The organism is Caballeronia sp. LZ043 (assembly GCF_031451075.1).
Classification (GTDB): domain Bacteria; phylum Pseudomonadota; class Gammaproteobacteria; order Burkholderiales; family Burkholderiaceae; genus Caballeronia.
Genome location: NZ_JARUXT010000003.1, coordinates 449901 through 466595, shown reverse-complemented (window position 1 = coordinate 466595; position 16695 = coordinate 449901). Strand labels below are relative to the sequence as shown.

The window sequence follows — 16695 nt, the reverse complement described above, 5'->3', positions numbered from 1 at the left end:
CAGGCGATCCAGACAGGTTTCGCTTTCGATCCGGAGTGCGCGCATGCGTCGATTTCTGACACAATAAAACCGGCGCCCTGGACACTCCTGTCGGATCATGACAAGCAAGCTCCCGATCCATGCAAGCATCTCTGCGGACCGTGCGTCCGTCAGTTTCGTTGCGTTTTCCCGCGAGCAGGCCATTCAGTGCAACATCACCCGCAAGGCGCTGGAGCAATGTTTCTGGGCGCCCGCCGGCGCTAGCGACGAGCGTCTGCTGAAAGCCTTGAGCGATGGCTATGAACGCATCAGCGCGCGGGTACACCGGAAGTTTCTTGCTCATCCGGCCAGTGCCATTCACCTCGACGTCATCGACTTTGCTTCGTGAGGCAAACCGCTCAAGCGCGCGCCATGCATCCGTCTAGCGCGCAGCCTGGGTTGCCTTGCGCGTCTTTGCCACGTCGTCCGGCGCGACCGCCGGCGTATTGTTGTTCCACGCGCCGCGAATGAAGGTCAGCACGTCGGCGATCTGCCGGTCATTCAGGACCGGTGCATAGCGCGGCATCGGATAAGGCGCGGGGACGCCCTGAAGGACGATATCTTCCGTGCCGTTGAGCGTGACGTTGATCAGCGACGACGCATCCTTTTCCAGCACATTCGGATTGCCCGCGAGCGGCGCCAGCATTGGTGCGAAACCACGTCCGTCCACGCCGTGGCAATGCATGCAGTACGCCGTATAAACACGCGCCCCCGCGTCCGAAGCGGCCGGCCGCGTGAGCGAAACGCGCGTCGCCCTGGGATCATACGAATACGCCGGCGCGCCCTTGCCGCCTGCTGCCGGCAGGGATTTCAGATACTGCGCCATGGCGGTGATGTCGGCATCGTCCATATGTTGCGTACTGTTGTTGATGACGCTCGTCATCGAGCCGAATGCCGAGGCATGCGCGTTGGCGCCCGTTTTCAGAAACGTGGCGACATCCTGTTCCGACCAGCGGCCGATGCCCGTGTTGTGCTCGCCGGTCAGGTTCGAGGCGAACCAGTTATCGAGCGGACTGCCGGTCAGGAACGCGCTGCCGCTTTCATCGAGGGCTTTTTCCTGGAACGCGATACCGCGCGGCGTATGACACGAGCCGCAATGTCCCAGCCCCTGAATCAGGTAAGCGCCGCGATTCCACGCGACATCCTTGCCCTGCTTGTTCTGATACACGCCGTTCTCAAGGAATACCATATTCCATAACTTGAGCGGCCAGCGCATGTTCATGGGCCACTTGATGTCCGCTTCGCGATTCGCCTGCTTCACCGGCGTGACGCCATGCATGAAGTACGCATAGAGCGCGTGCATGTCGTCGTCGTTGATCTTCGCGTACGACGGATAAGGCATCGCGGGATAGAGGTTATGACCATCCTTCGCCACGCCCTTGCGCAAGGCGCGCGCAAAGTCTTCTTCCGTGTAACGGCCGATCCCGGTTTCAGGGTCCGGCGTGATGTTGGTCGAATAGATGGCGCCGACGGGCGTCATCATCTTCAGGCCGCCCGTGAGCGGCTTGCCGCCTGGAATCGAGTGACACGCGAAACAGTCGCCGGCTTTCGCGAGATAGGCGCCGCGTGCGACGAGCGCGTCGTTCGCCGTATCGGCGGCAGTGGCAGCAGAGGGCGACAGGCAGAAGGCCATGCCTGCCGCATACAGCGCCGCGAACAGAGGCTTGAATGCGTTCTTCATGGACGGGCTCCCTCAGGCGCTGCGCAACTGGCTGCCGACCGGTAGCTGCCTCAGCCGCTTCCCGGTTGCCGCGTAGATCGCGTTGGTGATGGCCGGCGCGAGCGCGGCCGTCCCGGGTTCGCCGATACCGCCAGGCGCTTCGGTGCTCTTGACGATATGCACTTCCACCGGCGGCGTTTCATGAATGCGCAGGATGCGATAGTCGGTGAAATTGCTTTGCTCGACGCGGCCGTCCTTGATCGTGATCTCGCTATAGAGCGCCGCCGTGATGCCGAAGATGATGCCGCCCTGCACTTGCGCTTCGATCGTGTTCGGGTTCACGGCCATGCCGCAATCCACGGCGCACACGATGCGCTCTACCTTGACCTCGCCTTCCTTGTCGACGCTCACATCGGCGACGATCGAAAAGAAGCTGCCGAAGGCGTGCATCACCGAGACGCCGCGTCCCTGACCTTGCGGCAGCGCATGTTGGCCCCAGCCGGCCGCCTGCGTCGCGACATCGAGCACGTTGCGCGCGCGCGGCGACTTGCCCAGCAGGTCGCGCCGGTACTGGACCGGATCGGCCTTGGCCTGCGCCGCGAGTTCGTCGATGAAACTCTCCACGACGAAGGTGCCGCGCGTCGGTCCCACGCCGCGCCAGAAGGCAGTGGGGACATCATGCGGTTCGAGCCGCACGTAATCGATCAGTTGATTGGGCAGGTCGTAGGGGAGATCGGCCGCGACTTCCACGGCGTCCGGATCCACGCCATTCTTCACGGCAGGCGGCGCGAAGCGCGCCAGCACCGACGACCCGACGATGCGATGCGTCCACGCAACCGGCTTGCCGTTGGCATCGAGTCCCGCCGAAAGCTGGTCGTAATAGCACGGACGGTACATGTCGTGCTGGATGTCTTCCTCGCGCGACCACGTCACCTTGACGGGCACGCCCAGCGCCTTGCCGATCTTGAGCGCCTGCGTCGCCATGTCGAATTCGAGCCGTCTGCCGAAGCCGCCGCCGAGCAGATGGTTGTGCACGACGATCTTGTCGGCGGGCAAGCCCGTGGCCTGTATGCCCGCATCGCGAACCCGCGTGGGCACCTGCGTCCCGAGCCAGATGTCGCAGCCGTCCGGGCGCACATGCACGGTGCAGTTGATCGGCTCCATGGTTGCATGCGCAAGCAAGGGCTGAACGTACACGGCATCCACGCGCGTCTTCGCACCCGACAATGCATTGCCGGCATCGCCCTCCTTGCGCGCGACGGCGCCGCTGCGCTGCGAGGCCTGCGCCATGTCGTCGACGAGTTGTCGCGTGGACAGCTTCGCGCCCGCGCCTTCGTTCCATTCGACCTTCAGCGCAGCCGCACCGCGCTTCGCGGCCCATGTGTGATCGCCGATGACCGCGACGCCGTTGTCGAACTTGACGACCTGGCGCACGCCCGGCACTTTCTTCGCGGCGCTGTCGTCGAACGACACGACCGTGCCGCCGAAGACCGGGCAGTTGACGATGGCGGCATACACCATGTCAGGCAAGCGCACGTCGAGACCGAACATCGCGGTGCCGTCGACTTTCTCGGGCGAGTCGAGCCGCTTCACCGGCGTGCCGATGATCTTGAAGTCCTTCGGATCCTTGAGCTTGATGTCCGTGGGCACGGGCATCTTCGCGGCAGCTTCGGCGAGATCGCCATAGCTTGCGCTGCGCTCGCCCGATGCATCGACCACCTTGCCGCTCTGCGCCTGACACGACGCCGCATCGCATTGCCACTGCTGCGCGGCTGCCGCGACGAGCATCATCCGCGCAGCCGCGCCGGCCTTCCGCAAGGGCTCCCACGCATAGCGAATGGACGTGGAGCCGCCCGTCAGCTGACCGCCCAGCAGCGGGTCGGTAAAGAGCTTTTCATTCGGCGGCGCGTGATCGATCGTGACCTGATCGAGCGGCACCTCGAGTTCCTCTGCGATCAGCATCGGCAGCGACGTATAGACGCCCTGGCCCATCTCGACCTTCGGCATGATGAGCACGACCTTGCCGCTCTTGTCGATCTGCACGAAGGCATTCGGCGCGAACACGCCGTCCTGCGGCGTCTCGACGCCATCGCCGCCGATCACCGACTTGCCCTTGCCTTGATCCTGGCTCGCGGCGGGCAGGCTGAAGCCGACCAGCAGTCCGCCGCCCGCGGCCACGCTCGCCGTCACGCCCCACTTGAGGAATGCGCGGCGCGAGAAGCCGGTACGAGCCGCATGTCGGCCCGCCTCGATCAGTCCTTGCGACATGTCACGCCTCCTTCGCTGCCTGCTTGATGGCGGCGCGAATGCGGTGATAAGTGCCGCAGCGGCAGATGTTGCCGGCCATGGCGGCATCGATGTCAGAGTCGCCAGGATCGGGTACGGTCGCGAGCAGGGCCGTGGCGGACATCACCTGCCCGGACTGACAGTAGCCGCATTGCACGACATCGAGCTTGCGCCAGGCCGCCTGCACTTTCTTGCCTGCGGGCGTGTCGCCGACTGCTTCGATCGTCGTAATCTTGCGCTCGCCGACTGCCGCCACCGGCAACACGCAGGAACGGACGGCGACGCCGTCGAGATGAACCGTGCAGGCGCCGCATTGGGCAATGCCGCAGCCGAACTTGGTGCCGGTGAGTCCGACGAGATCGCGCAAGACCCATAACACGGGCATGTCGGGCGGGGCATCGACCGTATGAGTCTGGCCGTTGATATCAAGTGTGGTCATGAGCGGCTCCGGCTTAAGAGTAGATATGGCGGATAGCGCAAATGGCCGGCTGCGGGGAGACAGCCGGCGTGAAATCGAGCGGAAAGAGCTAGCGGATTGTAGCCTCGCTTTTTAAAACAAGCTCGACAGGCGGCACGCGCAATCGCTCCCGACCGCTATCGACTTGCCTTAATCTCCGCAGCCCTATTCTCTTCGATATTCCTTTGAGACTTGTGTAAGCGTTGGCTTTGAACAAACTCAAAGGCTTCAGGCAAAAAAGAGGGTTAGTTGCAATGCAAATTAGTCCGCGCCGATAACATGCGATGACTAAGCTTTGCTTAGAGCAAACAGCGTTTCCTCAAGCAGCGCGCGCAATCGCGCGACTCGCTTGAGGTCGCGGTGATAACCCATCCATACGTCGCGGCCCGGCGGTGTTTCGCCAAGGTCGCAGCGTTTCAGGCGGACATCGGCATCGCCGAGCGGACAGGGCAGCACCGCGAACCCTGCACCGGACGCGCACATCCGCGCCTGGGCATCGCGATTGTTGCTGCCGAAGACGATCCTCGCGTTAGGCAGCGCGCGCTTGACCCACAGCACGTCCGGCAAATGATCGAAGGCGCTGTCCATGCTGATGAGTGTCTGCCCTGTTCCATCGCCCAGGGAAGGTTGTGCGAGATCGCGGCGTCCGTACAGTGCGTAATCGATATGCATGAGCTTGCGCTGCACTACATCAGGCTCATCGAAGGGCGTGATGCGGAACACGAGGTCCGCCTCGCGACGCGCAAGGTTATAGCGGCGCGCATCCGTCACGAGCTCGATCTGCACATCCGGATGCTTGGCGAGAAAGCGCGCGAATACCGGCGTCAGCACATGAACCCCGAACCAGTCCGACGACGAGATGCGCAGCAAGCCGGTAAGCGACGCTTCCTGTCCGGCCACCGCGCGTGAAGCTTAGCGCCTCTTCTTCCATGCGCTCGGCATGCGACAAGACCGCCGCGCCTTCATCGGTCAGCACGAAGCCGTCGCTCGTGCGCTGGAACAGCACATGACCCAGCGTTTCCTCCAGCGCGCGCAGGCGGCGGCCCATGGTGGGCTGCGTCTGGCCTGTCGCGCGCGCCGCGGCGCCGAGCGTGCCGCTTCGCGCGATGGCGAGGAACACGCGCACGTCGCTCCAGTCGAGATCGGGTCCATTCATTTTTGCATGATTGCCGTGCGAATCTGTGGATTTACATGCTTTCCTGCATGACTGAGTATGAGCGCAACGAAACCAGCGTTCAACCTCTCAAGGAGCTCGCGATGCCCACCATGCACGCACTCGTTCTGAACCGGCACAACGGCCCGCTCGAACTCGTCGACATGCTTCGTCCCGAACCCGGCCCCGGGCAAGTACTTGTGCGCATTGCCGCAAGCGGCCTCAATCCGCTAGATACCAAGATTCGTGCAGGCGCCGCAGAGCATGCACGGCATCCGCTGCCGCTCGTGCTGGGCATCGACATCGCGGGCATCGTCGAAGCAGTCGGACCCGGCGTCGATGCCTTCAAACCCGGCGATGCCGTGTATGGCATGACCGGCGGCGTCGGCGGCATACAGGGTTCGCTCGCGCAATACGCCTCGGTCGATGCCGCGCTGCTCGCCCACAAGCCCGCGAATCTCTCCTTGCACGATGCGGCCGCCCTGCCGCTCGCCTTCATCACCGCTCATGCGGGCATCGTGGACCGTGCGCGCGTGCAGGCCGGACAGACCGTGCTGGTCCAGGGCGGTGCCGGCGGCGTGGGACACGTCGCCGTGCAACTTGCCCGGGCTCTGGGCGCACAGGTGTTTGCCACCGCCAGCCGGAAGGATCACGCCTTTATCGAAAGCCTGGGCGCCACACCGATCGATTACAAGACTGTGAGCGCCGAACACTACGTCGCCGAACATACCCAAGGCGCCGGTTTCGACATCGTGGTGGACACGGCCGGCGGCGCCTCGCTCGACGCATCCTTCGCAGCGGTCCGGCACTTCGGCCATGTCGTCAGCGCACTCGGATGGGGCAATCATGCGCTGGCTCCGCTGTCCTTCCGTGAAGCAAGCTATTCGGGCGTGTTCACGTTGTATCCGCTATTGACCGGAGAACATCGCGCTCATCACGGTGAGATGCTGCGTGTAGCCGCGCGACTCGCTGAAGCGGGCAGGCTCGCGCCGCGCGTGGACCCGCGCCGCTTCGATCTGCATGGCGCGGAAGCCGCGTATGAAGCCTTTCTGAGCGGTGCAGCGCAGGGAAAGATCGTGGTGGACGTGGATGCTCAACTGAGTTCCTGAGCAGCTTGATGAGACGCGAAGACATTCGCACTTAGCGTGGCTTATGGGGCTATTGGCAACCTCGAACGGCTTCGTCATTACCCTGAGAGGTACAAGACGAAACATCCAAGGTGATGTCATGGCTTCGCATGCTGAACTCAGGCGCTTCACGGCCAATCTCGCCGATGAACTCGACAGCGCCGCGCTCTACGACACCCTGGCGCGAGCCGAACCGCAAGAAGACAAACGGCGCGTCTATGCCGAACTGGCCGACGCCGAGCGCCGTCACGCCAGTATCTGGGCGGCGAAGCTCAAGGCGAATGGCGTGCCCATTCGTGAGCATCGCCTGAGCCTGAAAACGCGCATCATGCGCACGCTGGCCAGCGTGTTCGGACCTGACTTCGTGCTCCGCTCAGTCGCGGCGAACGAGATGGCCGATCGCGACAAGTACGCCGGACAACCCGATGCCGCGCAGATGTCGATGGAAGAACGCCATCACGCGGACATCGTGCAGGACGTGGTGAGCCGCAACAAGGGACTCGACAAGGGCAGCGCGATTGCTGCAGCCGAAACATGGCATCGCGGCGTGGCCTCCGGCAACAACCTGCGCGCTGCCGTGCTCGGCGCGAACGACGGCCTCGTATCGAACTTCTGTCTCATCATGGGCGTCGCGGGCGCCGGCGCCGGAAGCCGGGCCGTCCTGCTCACCGCGTTCGCCGGCCTGATCGCCGGCGCGACGTCGATGGCGCTCGGCGAATGGCTGTCCGTCACCAACGCACGGGAACTGGCGCGCACACAGATCGCGAAAGAGAAAGACGAACTCGATCACATGCCCGACGCCGAGCGCCACGAACTCGCGCTCATCTATCAGGCTAAGGGCGTTGAACCAGCGGAAGCGCGCCGCGTCGCCGCGCAGATCATGCTCGACAAGGACAAGGCGCTCGATACCCTCACACGCGAAGAGCTGGGACTCGATCCACGCGAACTCGGCGGCAATCCGTGGACGGCCGCGCTGGCGTCGTTTGCGTTGTTCGCCATCGGCGCGATGTTTCCTGCGGTGCCCTTTCTCTGGTCGAGCGGCACGAACGGCATTGCGCAATGCATGGCATTGAGCGCGCTGGGTCTGGCGGGCATCGGCGTCTTTACTTCACTGTTCAACGGACGCAGCGCGCTTTTTTCAGCGGCAAGGCAAGTGCTGATCGGACTCGTGGCGGCGGGCGGCACCTATGGACTGGGCAAGCTGCTCGGCGTATCGCTGTCGTGACTCAATCAGCGAATCATCTCCCAGTTGGCATAGAACACGCGTCGCACCGACATCACGCTCAAACGCACGCCCATCACGAGCGCATGCAGCACCCGGCCGAAGTGCGTGGGCCGCAGCACGTCGAGAAAGATGCAATAGCGCAGGCGGTCCGAATCGTTGATGGATTGATGCACGAGGGTATCGTCGAAGATGAAGAGCGGCTCGTCATGCCAGTAATGCCGATGCCCCGCCACATTGATATAAACGTTCTCGTCCTGCACCGGATTCAGGTTATACAGGCAACGTAACGTGAGCCGCAAAGGCCCGTAATGGACCGAGGTGCTTTGCCGCTCATTGAACACAGATATGCCGATGGTCTGCACATACTTGAAGCTGCGGCTGAATTCAGGCAAGTCGATCGAGCTTTCCACCGGCACGCCATACCAACGCGCGAAGCACATGCCCCGGCGCTTGTCGGGCATCTGCGCGGCAAGATGCGCCTGAACATAAGGCAGGTTTTTCCGGAACGCGCCAATGACGTGACGAATTTCTTCCTGATGCCCTTCGGGCAAATCCGCAAGCGCATAGATGCCGCGATTGCGCGTGCACATCAGATCCACCAAAAGATTGAAGGGCGACAGCACCCACGTGAGCAGGCCATTGCCGAGAAAGTAGCGACGCCAGCTCGCGAGATTGAATTGCCGGCTGCGCTGGAAGTCGGCGAATCCGCATGCAATGAAGGCTATGCAGAAGGCCGGCGCAAAAAACAGAAGAATCGACAGAACAAGTATGTAGAGCAGATCCTTGCGTTTCACATTCGGCCTCGGCGATGATCCACGGTGACCGTTACATCATAGTACCGAGTGACGCGCGCGGTACACTGCCGTTTTGACTTCGCCGACCTTCCGAATGAGCCAACTTCTTTCGCTGCGCCCTTTCGTTCCCGCTAAAGACTTCGAGTTGTCCAAGCGCTTCTATGAAGCACTCGGCTTTCGCATCACGCATCAGGACGAGAACATCGCGATGCTGAAGTCCGAAGGCTTCAGCTTCATCCTGCAGAACTTCTACGTGAAGGAACTGGCCGAGAACTTCATGTTGCAGATGCTCGTGCGCGATCTCGATGCCTGGTGGCGCGACACGAACCCTGCCGCGCTGAGCGGAAGCTTTCCAGTCAATCCCGCGCGTCCGCCCGCGGTGCAGAGCTGGGGAATGAAGGTCGGCTTCGTGTTCGATCCTTCCGGCGTGCTGTGGCACGTCGCCGAGGCGCTGTTCTGACCCGGGCGCTCCGCGAATCACTCTTCCAGAACGATCTGCACCTTCACGTCAGTGGGCACGCCGCTCGCCGCTTCCTCGAATGCCTTGATGCCTTCCGCAAACGGGAACGTGCGCGAGATGAACGGCTTGACATCGAGCTTGCCGGAGGCAATCAACTGAATGGCGCGCGGGAAGATATTGGCGTAGCGGAACACCGATTCGATCCGCGCTTCCTTGATCTGCACCGCGACCACATCGAGCGGAATGGCATGCTGCGGCATGCCGACCAGCACGAGACAGCCGCCCGGACACAGCAGGTCCACGATGCCGTCGAAGGCCTTCTCGTTGCCGCTCGCCTCGAACACGATGTCAGCGCCCCAGCCATCGGTCAGTTCCTTGACCACGTCGAGCGCACGGCGTTCGCGAATATTCACCGGCGTCACGCCCTGCACGCCGCCGATCAGATCCAGCTTCTCCTGCACCAGATCGCAGACGATCGCGCGGCTGCACCCGCCCGCGAGCGCGGCCAGCGCGCACATCATGCCGATCGTGCCCGCGCCGAGCACCACGGCGACGTCGCCCGGCTTGATCGCGGCCTTCTTCGCGGCTTGCAGTCCGATAGAGAGCGGTTCGACGATCGCGCCCTCCGCGAAGCTCACGTTGTCCGGCAGCTTGTAGGTGAAGGCCGCCGAATGCACGACATAGGGCGCGAGACAGCCATGCACCGGCGGCGTGGCCCAGAAGCGCACCTTCGGGTCGAGGTTATACAGCCCCTCGCGCGAGGCGCGCGATTCCATGTCGGGCACGCCCGGCTCCATGCACACCCGGTCGCCCGTCTTCAGGTGCGTGACCTCCTCGCCCACTTCGACGATGGTCCCTGAAGCCTCGTGCCCGAGCACCATCGGTTCATTGACGACGAACGGCCCGATGCGCCCATGCTGGTAGTAATGAATGTCGCTGCCGCAGATGCCCACGGTGTGAATCTTGATGCGCACATCGCGCGGTCCCACCACTTGCGGCAGGCTGAACGGGCGCAGACTGATGCGCCTTGCTTCCTCGAGAACCAGTGCTTCCATCATCTTTCCTTTGATGTTGAACAAGCGGGATCAGCAGGCCTGGAATCCGCCATCGACAAGCAGGCTCACGCCGCTCACCATGCTCGAATCCTCACCGAGCAGATAAGCGATCGTGCGCGCCACTTCGAGCGGCTGCGCGAAGCGATTCATCGGGATGCGCGCCAGCATCGGGCCGGACTTGGCGGGATCGCTCCAGGCGCGTTCGCCCATCGGCGTCATCGTGACCGTGGGAAGCACCGCGTTCACGCGAATGCCGTGCGGTCCGAGCTCGGTGGCCATCACGCGGGTCAGCGCGTCCATGCCGCCCTTCGAGGCGCAATACGCGGCATGCAACGCAAAGCCCACGTTCGCCGAGAGACTCGACACGTTGACGATCGACCCGCCGACGCCGCGCTCGATCATGTTTTTCGCGCATTCCTGCGCGACGATCATTGCGGCCCGCAGGTTGACGTTCATCGTCAGGTCGAAGGCTTCGACGCTCGTTTCGAGGAACGGCTGCAGCACCGCGAGACCCGCGTTGTTGACCAGCAGGTCCACGGGCTGCGCGCTGCGTGCGGCCTCGCGCGTGGCGTTGGCATCGGCGAGATCCACGGCTATGGTTTCGCAGCCGGTCTCGTTGCGCAGCGCATCGAGATCGGCGGGGCTGCGGCTCAGCGCGATCACGCGCGCGCCGCGCTCCGTCAGCAGATGCACGGTCGCATGACCAATGCCCTTGCCCGCGCCCGTGACGAGCACGGTCTTGCCGGCAAACTCGCGATTCCTGTCGATGGTCGAGCTCATGGGTCAGGTATCAAGGTGTCTCGCACAGGCGCTGTGCGGTTTCTTCATCGGTCACGAGCACGGACGGATAGCGTCCGCGCAACGCCGCGCGCGTCACATGAAACTTCTTCTTGCCGCCGCTCACGAGCACCACGCGGCGGATCTTGCGCAGGTCTTCCAGCGTGATGGCAACGGTGCGCCGGTTCAGCGGATGATCGATCAGCTCGCCGTCTTCATCCATGAAGTGCCCGAGCATGTCGCCGACCGCACCAGCCTTCTGCAGCGTGCGCAGCTGCTCGGGGTTGTCGATGCCGTAGGTCACGACCAGCGACTCGGTGAGATCGCCTGCGGTGAGCAACGCGAGGCTGGCATTGCGCGCGAGTTCATAGGTTTCGCGCACGGTCTCTTCCTGCAGGATCACGTCGCGTGCCTTCTGGCTGCTCACATAGATTGGCGCGGCAAAAAGATAGCTGTCGGCGCGGCAGATGTTGGCGAAGTCGGAGACGATGTCGAAGGTATTGATGCTCGGGCAATGCGACAGCCCGCCTTGCAGCGACACCGCCGAAATGGCGCCATAGGAGCGCTGCGGCATGGCGCGCAGCACCGCGCGAATGGTGCGGCCCCAGCCGAGCCCGATGGTCTGTCCCGCGCTGATCTGCCGGGAGAAATAGTTCGCCGCGCCGATGCCGAGCGCCGCATTGTTGGCTTCGGTGTCGGCGCCGGTCGGCACGACGACCGCGCACTCCAGTCCGAAGCGCTTGGCGAGCGCCTCTTCCAGCGCGACACACGGCGCGATCTTGCTGTTGATCGTGATCTGCACGAGACCCGATTCGCGGCTCGCGGCCAGCAGCCGGTTCACGCGCACGCGGTTGCTGCCGATGCGCTGCGCGATCTCCTGCTGCGTCAGGTTGCCGACGTAGTAATGCCACGCGACGCGCGCCTGCAATTCCTCTTCAGAATCGATGGCCTCGTCGGTTTCCGCCACGGCGATGGTCGGTGCGCTCTTGCTCATGTTGCTCCAGTGTTCAATGATGGTCGCCGTGATTCTATTTGACCGCGCCCATCGTGAGCCCTTGCACCAGCCGGCCGGACACGGCCAGCGCGAACACCACCATCGGCAGGACGATCAGCGTGCCGGTCGCCATGATCTCGCCCCACGGCAATTCATAGCCGCTCATGTAGCTCGTTGCCGCCACCGGCGACGTAATGGCATCGCTGCGTGTCAGCACGAGCGCATACAGCAGGTCGTTCCACGAGAAGATGAACGCGAAGATTGCCGAGACGACGATGCCCGGCATCGCGAGCGGCAGGTTGATGCGCCAGAACACGCGCCAGGGTGAAGCGCCGTCGAGACGCGCGGCTTCGTCGAGTTCGATGGGGATGTTGCGGAACTGATCGGTGCAGATCCAGACGACGATCGGCAACGAGAACGTCAGGTAAAGCAGGATCAGCACGATATGGGTATCCACCAGTTCGAGCTTCGTCGCAATCAGGAAGAACGGCACGGCCAGCACCACGGGGCTCACCATGCGGTTCGAGATGAACCAGAACCACAGGTCCTCCTTGCCGCGAAATTCATAGCGTGCCAGCGCGTAGGCAGCGGGGGCGCCGAGCAGGATCGCGAGCACGGTGGTGCTGCTCGCGATGATCAGCGAGTTCAGCAGGCTGCCCGCGACATCATGTTCGAACAGCGCCGCCGAGTAGTGATGCAAGGTGGGCGAGAAGAGCCACTTCGGCGGGTAGGCGAGCGCATCGGCCTGGCTTTTCAGGCTCGTCGTGACCATCCAGTAGAACGGAAAGACCGACGACAGGAACACCACCAGAAGGCCCAGGAAATGCCATACGGTGACGCGCCTGCGCGCGGCGCGGGCGCGTTTCGCGCGTGACGACAGGGCGCCATTCGACGCCTGCGGGACAGATGAACTCACGCAGCCTCCCGATACACGAAACGAATGTAAAGACGCGACAGCACGATGGTCAGGACCAGCAGGATGATGGCCTGCGCGGACGCCATGCCCTGGTCGAACAGCCGGAAGCCCACGCGCTGGATGTACACGCTGATGAACTCCGTCGCGGCGCCGGGTCCGCCGCGCGTCATCGTGAAGACGGCGTCGAACATCTTCAACATGTCGGCGGAGCGCAGGATCAGGATGGCCGTGAGACCCGGCAGCAGATAAGGCCGCTGCAAGTGCCACAGGATCATGCTCCACTTCGGCGTCTCGAGACGCGCCGCCTCTTCCGCTTCCTTCGGCACCATGGAGAGTCCCGCGAGCAGGATCAGCGCGCAGAACGGCGTCCATTGCCAGATATCCATGATCATCACGGAGACGAAGGCAAGCGTCGGGTCGGCGAGCCAGTCCTGCGGCGGAATGCCGATCAGACCCGTCAGGTAGTTCGCCACGCCGAACTGGCGATTGAAGATCAGCCGCCCGATGAGCCCGACCACCGCATAGGTGGTTGCCATCGGAATCACGAGGCTCACGCGGGCCGCCGCGCGCATCCACGGCAGTTCGGTCCGATGCAGCATGAGCGCCGCGAACAGCCCGAGCGCGACCTCGATCGGCAAGGTCACGCACAGGAACAGCGCGGTGCGCCCGAGCGCGCCCCAGAAGGACGGATCGGTGAGCGTGGCGATGTAGTTGTCGACCCCGATGAAGGGCGTGCCCGAGCTCAGATCCGCGAGCTTGTACTGATGAAACGAGTTGTACAGCGCGAGCAGCAACGGATAGATGCCAATGATCGCCAGCGCGGCGATGGCGGGAATCAGGAACCAGAAGGCGGGCGAACGCGGCAGGATGCCGAAATAGCGCGCGGGCTTGCGCGGTCCTCTCGCGTGCAGTGCGGGTGATGCCATTCGATCGCCTCCGGTTCCTGTGAACGGGTTACTTCAGCAAAGGCTTCTTGCCGTCGTAATAGCCCGCTTTCTTGAGGATGTCCTCGGTCTTCTGACCGATGGTTTGCGCGCCCTCCTTTACCGTCACCTGGCCCAGCATCATCTTGCTGCCCCATTCGCCGATGACTTCCGACACCGCCGGCCATTCCGGGAAACGCGGCCGGTAATCCGGCACGCCGCCCTGCCACGATTCGACCATCGGCTTGACGAACGGATACTTGTCCTGCACGGCCTTGTCCTCGTACACCGCCATGCGCGCCGGCACGCCGCCCGCATCGAGATACGGCTTCGCCATGGCTTCCGACGTGATCCACTGGATGAAGAGCCAGGACGCCGCCTGCTTCTTCGCGTTCGACTTCGCGTTCACCGCGAGCGAGAAGCCGCCGAGCGCGGGCTTCAGACCCGCCGGGCCCTTCGGCTCGGTGGTAATGGCGAGACAGTTGCCGAGCTTCGACTTGCTCGGATCGGTCAGCGTGGGATAGAACGCGGACCATTCGGTGATCATCGCGACCTGCCCTTGCGCAAGCGCGTTCACCGCTTCCGCGTGATCGAAGTCGACGATGCCCGGCGGCATGTATTTCATCAGCTTCTGCCGGTATTCGAGGCCCGCCTGCGATTGCGGCGACATCAGGTTCGACTTGAATTTCGCATCGAGCAGCGAGCCGCCGTTGGGCCACAGCACGCGCATGAAGCTGTCCGCCGACTGCGTTTCGCCACGCCTCGATTGCAGCGCGAAGGCGAACTTGTCGCCCTTCGTGAGCTTCGGCGCATAGACGTTGAGGAGTTCGTCCCAGGTCTTGGGCGGTGCGTCGAAACCCGCGTCCTTCAACATGCACTTGTTGTAGAACATCAGGCCCGAGTAGTTATCGAACGGCAGGCCGTAGGTGACCTTGTCCCACGACCCGAACGAATCGAGCAGGATGGGAAAGAAGCCCTTCAGGTTCAGGTTCGGATCCGCGAGCTTGGGGTCGTCGGTGAACTTCTTGATGGGCACGAGCCACTTGTTGCTCGCGAATTCGCCGATCCACACCACGTCCACGAGCACGATGTCCTGATCTCCGCCGCCGACGAAGTTCAGCACTTCCTTCTCGCGCGTGTTCTCGTAAGGAATGACTTCCCAGCGCACCTTGATCCCCGTTTCTTTCTCGAACTGCGGAATGAGCTGTTGCGCGGCCTTGTAGCCGGGACGGTCCAGGAAGATGGCCTTGATCGTGGTGCCCGAGTAGGGCTGGGCGGCTTCCTTCAAGGTCCAGGCTTGCGCATTCGATGCCGCGAACGCCGCGCTTGCCGCCAGTAGCGCCACTGCCGCGATGTGTTTGATCGGGCCGAATTGCGTGGCCGGGATGAAGCGCTTCTTCATGCCTGTCTCCTTGGTTTTTATCGAGCGGGTATGCGGTCGGGTTCAGTTCGTTCGTGCTTCTTTGCTGCGCGCCCAGACGTGCAACGAGCGTGCAACGAGCCTGTCACGAAGCCTCGTTCGGCTTCAGATCATACGCTCCGTTTCACTTGTAATTTCGGTTTTACAATTGTATATTTTGGCCCGAACAGGTTGTCAAGAACAAAAATCGCCGATGCATCCGATGCTGCGCTGCCGCAGCAGCACACTGGAGACAACGCATGAGCGCAGTTCATTTGCAGCAGATCCGCAAGACCTTCGGCGGCGTGGACGTGCTGAAGGGCGTGGAGATCGAAGTCACGGACCGGGAGTTCATGGTCTTCGTCGGCCCTTCGGGTTGCGGCAAGTCCACCTTGCTGCGCACCATCGCCGGTCTCGAACGCTGCGACTCCGGGCAAGTCCTGATAGGCGGCGAAGACGTCACCGAACTCGAACCGTCGCAGCGCGGCGTCGCCATGGTGTTCCAGTCGTATGCGCTCTATCCGCACATGTCGGTGTACGAGAACATCGCATTCGGGCTGCGCATGCTGAAGCTGCCCGAAGCGCAGATCAAGGAACGCGTACAGCGCGCGGCGGAAATCCTGCAAATCGGCCAGCTGCTCGAACGGCGGCCGCGCGCGCTGTCCGGTGGACAGCGCCAGCGCGTGGCGATCGGGCGTTCCATCGTGCGCGAGCCGAAGGTCTTCCTGTTCGACGAACCGCTCTCGAATCTTGATGCTGCGCTGCGCGTGCAGATGCGCCTCGAGCTCATCAAGTTGCACAAGCAACTGAACGCAACGATGATCTACGTCACGCACGATCAGACCGAAGCCATGACCATGGCGGATCGCATCGTCGTGCTGAATCACGGACGCGTGGAGCAGATCGGTTCGCCGCTCGAGTTGTATCGCACGCCGCACAACCGCTTCGTCGCCGGCTTCATCGGCTCTCCGAAAATGAACTTCATGGACGTGCGCGTCATGCGCGCGGACCATCTGGGCGTCACCATCGAGCTGCCGGGCGGCGAGGCGCTCACGCTGCCCTTTGCCGCCGGCGCGCTCAAGGCAGGCGAGACGCTGACGCTCGGCATCCGGCCGGAACATTTCATCGAGTCATGCGGGGGCGACATCGACAGCGGCCTGACCGGCGAGGTCATGGTGATCGAGCATCTCGGCGGCGAGACGCTGCTGCATCTGCGTCTGGCCAACGGTCTCGTGATCCAGGTGAAAGGCTCGGGCGAGTCGAGCGCCGTGGAAGGCCAGCGTCTCAACGCGGGCTTCAGCATTCGCCACGTGCATCTGTTCCGCGAAGACGGCAGCGCGCTCGAACGCATGCGGCCGGTGGCGCAGACGGCCACGGCCTGACACGCCGAAACGGCTGCGTTTCGTCAAGTTAATGGAGGATTTGCCGTAAACGAGAACACGCGCCGACTG

15 protein-coding genes and 1 pseudogene are annotated in these 16695 nt (G+C 63.1%); 5 read left to right on the top strand and 11 right to left on the bottom strand.

Going from position 1 to position 16695, the window contains the following annotated elements:
* The first annotated feature begins 97 nt into the window (after nucleotides 1-97).
* The gene (locus tag QCE64_RS22295) at nucleotides 98-367 is read left to right on the top strand and encodes a DUF1488 family protein (protein ID WP_309923637.1); all 270 of its coding nucleotides are present in this window, start codon (nucleotides 98-100) and stop codon (nucleotides 365-367) included.
* A gap of 33 nt (nucleotides 368-400) precedes the next feature.
* Here the strand turns inward: QCE64_RS22295 and QCE64_RS22290 are convergent, their stop codons facing one another.
* From QCE64_RS22290 to QCE64_RS22275, 4 genes and pseudogenes are all read right to left on the bottom strand, one after another.
* Nucleotides 401-1699: a c-type cytochrome gene (locus QCE64_RS22290; RefSeq protein WP_404987427.1), complete on the bottom strand. Its 1299-nt coding sequence runs from the start codon at nucleotides 1697-1699 to the stop codon at nucleotides 401-403.
* Between the two features lie 12 nt (nucleotides 1700-1711).
* Nucleotides 1712-3946, bottom strand: coding sequence for a xanthine dehydrogenase family protein molybdopterin-binding subunit (locus QCE64_RS22285; RefSeq protein ID WP_310006292.1), 2235 nt, complete (start codon nucleotides 3944-3946; stop codon nucleotides 1712-1714).
* A gap of 1 nt (nucleotide 3947) precedes the next feature.
* Entirely contained in the window at nucleotides 3948-4403 is a 456-nt protein-coding gene (locus tag QCE64_RS22280) for a 2Fe-2S iron-sulfur cluster-binding protein (RefSeq protein ID WP_309815769.1), read from the bottom strand.
* A gap of 306 nt (nucleotides 4404-4709) precedes the next feature.
* A pseudogene (locus QCE64_RS22275) lies at nucleotides 4710-5577 on the bottom strand (LysR family transcriptional regulator).
* A 101-nt stretch (nucleotides 5578-5678) separates the two neighbouring features.
* Between QCE64_RS22275 and QCE64_RS22270 the strand changes: the two are divergent.
* Nucleotides 5679-6683, top strand: a complete 1005-nt coding sequence (locus QCE64_RS22270; RefSeq protein ID WP_309923631.1) for a zinc-dependent alcohol dehydrogenase family protein — start codon at nucleotides 5679-5681, stop codon at nucleotides 6681-6683.
* Between the two features lie 118 nt (nucleotides 6684-6801).
* Nucleotides 6802-7926 (top strand): VIT1/CCC1 family protein, encoded by a 1125-nt coding sequence (locus QCE64_RS22265; RefSeq protein ID WP_309933344.1) that lies wholly within the window; start codon nucleotides 6802-6804, stop codon nucleotides 7924-7926.
* Nucleotides 7927-7931: 5 nt separating this feature from the next.
* Here QCE64_RS22265 and QCE64_RS22260 read toward each other — a convergent pair whose 3' ends face one another.
* The gene (locus QCE64_RS22260; RefSeq protein ID WP_310006290.1) at nucleotides 7932-8720 is read right to left on the bottom strand and encodes an aspartyl/asparaginyl beta-hydroxylase domain-containing protein; all 789 of its coding nucleotides are present in this window, start codon (nucleotides 8718-8720) and stop codon (nucleotides 7932-7934) included.
* A gap of 94 nt (nucleotides 8721-8814) precedes the next feature.
* Between QCE64_RS22260 and QCE64_RS22255 the strand changes: the two genes are divergently transcribed.
* Nucleotides 8815-9180 (top strand): VOC family protein, encoded by a 366-nt coding sequence (locus QCE64_RS22255; RefSeq protein WP_309923624.1) that lies wholly within the window; start codon nucleotides 8815-8817, stop codon nucleotides 9178-9180.
* A 17-nt stretch (nucleotides 9181-9197) separates the two neighbouring features.
* On the opposite strand, the gene QCE64_RS22250 is transcribed toward QCE64_RS22255, so the two are convergent.
* The 6 genes from QCE64_RS22250 to QCE64_RS22225 are packed head-to-tail and all read right to left on the bottom strand — an operon-like array spanning nucleotide 9198 to nucleotide 15247.
* Nucleotides 9198-10235, bottom strand: a complete 1038-nt coding sequence (locus tag QCE64_RS22250) for an NAD(P)-dependent alcohol dehydrogenase (RefSeq protein ID WP_309933342.1) — start codon at nucleotides 10233-10235, stop codon at nucleotides 9198-9200.
* A 30-nt stretch (nucleotides 10236-10265) separates the two neighbouring features.
* Nucleotides 10266-11015: an SDR family oxidoreductase gene (locus QCE64_RS22245; protein ID WP_309933341.1), complete on the bottom strand. Its 750-nt coding sequence runs from the start codon at nucleotides 11013-11015 to the stop codon at nucleotides 10266-10268.
* A 10-nt stretch (nucleotides 11016-11025) separates the two neighbouring features.
* Nucleotides 11026-12006 carry a sugar-binding transcriptional regulator gene (locus QCE64_RS22240; protein WP_309815754.1) on the bottom strand — a complete coding sequence of 327 codons (981 nt, stop codon included), beginning with the start codon at nucleotides 12004-12006 and terminating at the stop codon, nucleotides 11026-11028.
* Between the two features lie 34 nt (nucleotides 12007-12040).
* Complete coding sequence (locus tag QCE64_RS22235; protein WP_309923618.1) at nucleotides 12041-12922, bottom strand: carbohydrate ABC transporter permease; 882 nt, start codon at nucleotides 12920-12922, stop codon at nucleotides 12041-12043.
* A complete protein-coding gene (locus tag QCE64_RS22230; protein WP_310006287.1) occupies nucleotides 12919-13848 on the bottom strand; it encodes a sugar ABC transporter permease in 930 nt (309 codons plus the stop codon). The genes QCE64_RS22235 and QCE64_RS22230 overlap by 4 nt, the downstream gene beginning before the upstream one ends.
* 28 nt (nucleotides 13849-13876) lie before the next feature.
* Nucleotides 13877-15247 carry a sugar ABC transporter substrate-binding protein gene (locus QCE64_RS22225; protein ID WP_309923613.1) on the bottom strand — a complete coding sequence of 457 codons (1371 nt, stop codon included), beginning with the start codon at nucleotides 15245-15247 and terminating at the stop codon, nucleotides 13877-13879.
* Between the two features lie 257 nt (nucleotides 15248-15504).
* Here QCE64_RS22225 and QCE64_RS22220 point away from each other — a divergent pair, with 257 nt between their 5' ends.
* Entirely contained in the window at nucleotides 15505-16626 is a 1122-nt protein-coding gene (locus tag QCE64_RS22220; RefSeq protein ID WP_310006285.1) for a sn-glycerol-3-phosphate ABC transporter ATP-binding protein UgpC, read from the top strand.
* Nucleotides 16627-16695 lie beyond the last annotated feature (69 nt).

Bases quoted from the DNA above. Each gene is read 5' to 3' on its own strand.
- QCE64_RS22295 (WP_309923637.1), top strand. From the start codon at position 98: ATGACAAGCAAGCTCCCGATCCATGCAAGCATCTCTGCGGACCGTGCG.
- QCE64_RS22290 (WP_404987427.1), bottom strand. From the start codon at position 1,699: ATGAAGAACGCATTCAAGCCTCTGTTCGCGGCGCTGTATGCGGCAGGC.
- QCE64_RS22285 (WP_310006292.1), bottom strand. From the start codon at position 3,946: ATGTCGCAAGGACTGATCGAGGCGGGCCGACATGCGGCTCGTACCGGC.
- QCE64_RS22280 (WP_309815769.1), bottom strand. From the start codon at position 4,403: ATGACCACACTTGATATCAACGGCCAGACTCATACGGTCGATGCCCCG.
- QCE64_RS22270 (WP_309923631.1), top strand. From the start codon at position 5,679: ATGCCCACCATGCACGCACTCGTTCTGAACCGGCACAACGGCCCGCTC.
- QCE64_RS22265 (WP_309933344.1), top strand. From the start codon at position 6,802: ATGGCTTCGCATGCTGAACTCAGGCGCTTCACGGCCAATCTCGCCGAT.
- QCE64_RS22255 (WP_309923624.1), top strand. From the start codon at position 8,815: ATGAGCCAACTTCTTTCGCTGCGCCCTTTCGTTCCCGCTAAAGACTTC.
- QCE64_RS22250 (WP_309933342.1), bottom strand. From the start codon at position 10,235: ATGGAAGCACTGGTTCTCGAGGAAGCAAGGCGCATCAGTCTGCGCCCG.
- QCE64_RS22245 (WP_309933341.1), bottom strand. From the start codon at position 11,015: ATGAGCTCGACCATCGACAGGAATCGCGAGTTTGCCGGCAAGACCGTG.
- QCE64_RS22240 (WP_309815754.1), bottom strand. From the start codon at position 12,006: ATGAGCAAGAGCGCACCGACCATCGCCGTGGCGGAAACCGACGAGGCC.
- QCE64_RS22230 (WP_310006287.1), bottom strand. From the start codon at position 13,848: ATGGCATCACCCGCACTGCACGCGAGAGGACCGCGCAAGCCCGCGCGC.
- QCE64_RS22225 (WP_309923613.1), bottom strand. From the start codon at position 15,247: ATGAAGAAGCGCTTCATCCCGGCCACGCAATTCGGCCCGATCAAACAC.
- QCE64_RS22220 (WP_310006285.1), top strand. From the start codon at position 15,505: ATGAGCGCAGTTCATTTGCAGCAGATCCGCAAGACCTTCGGCGGCGTG.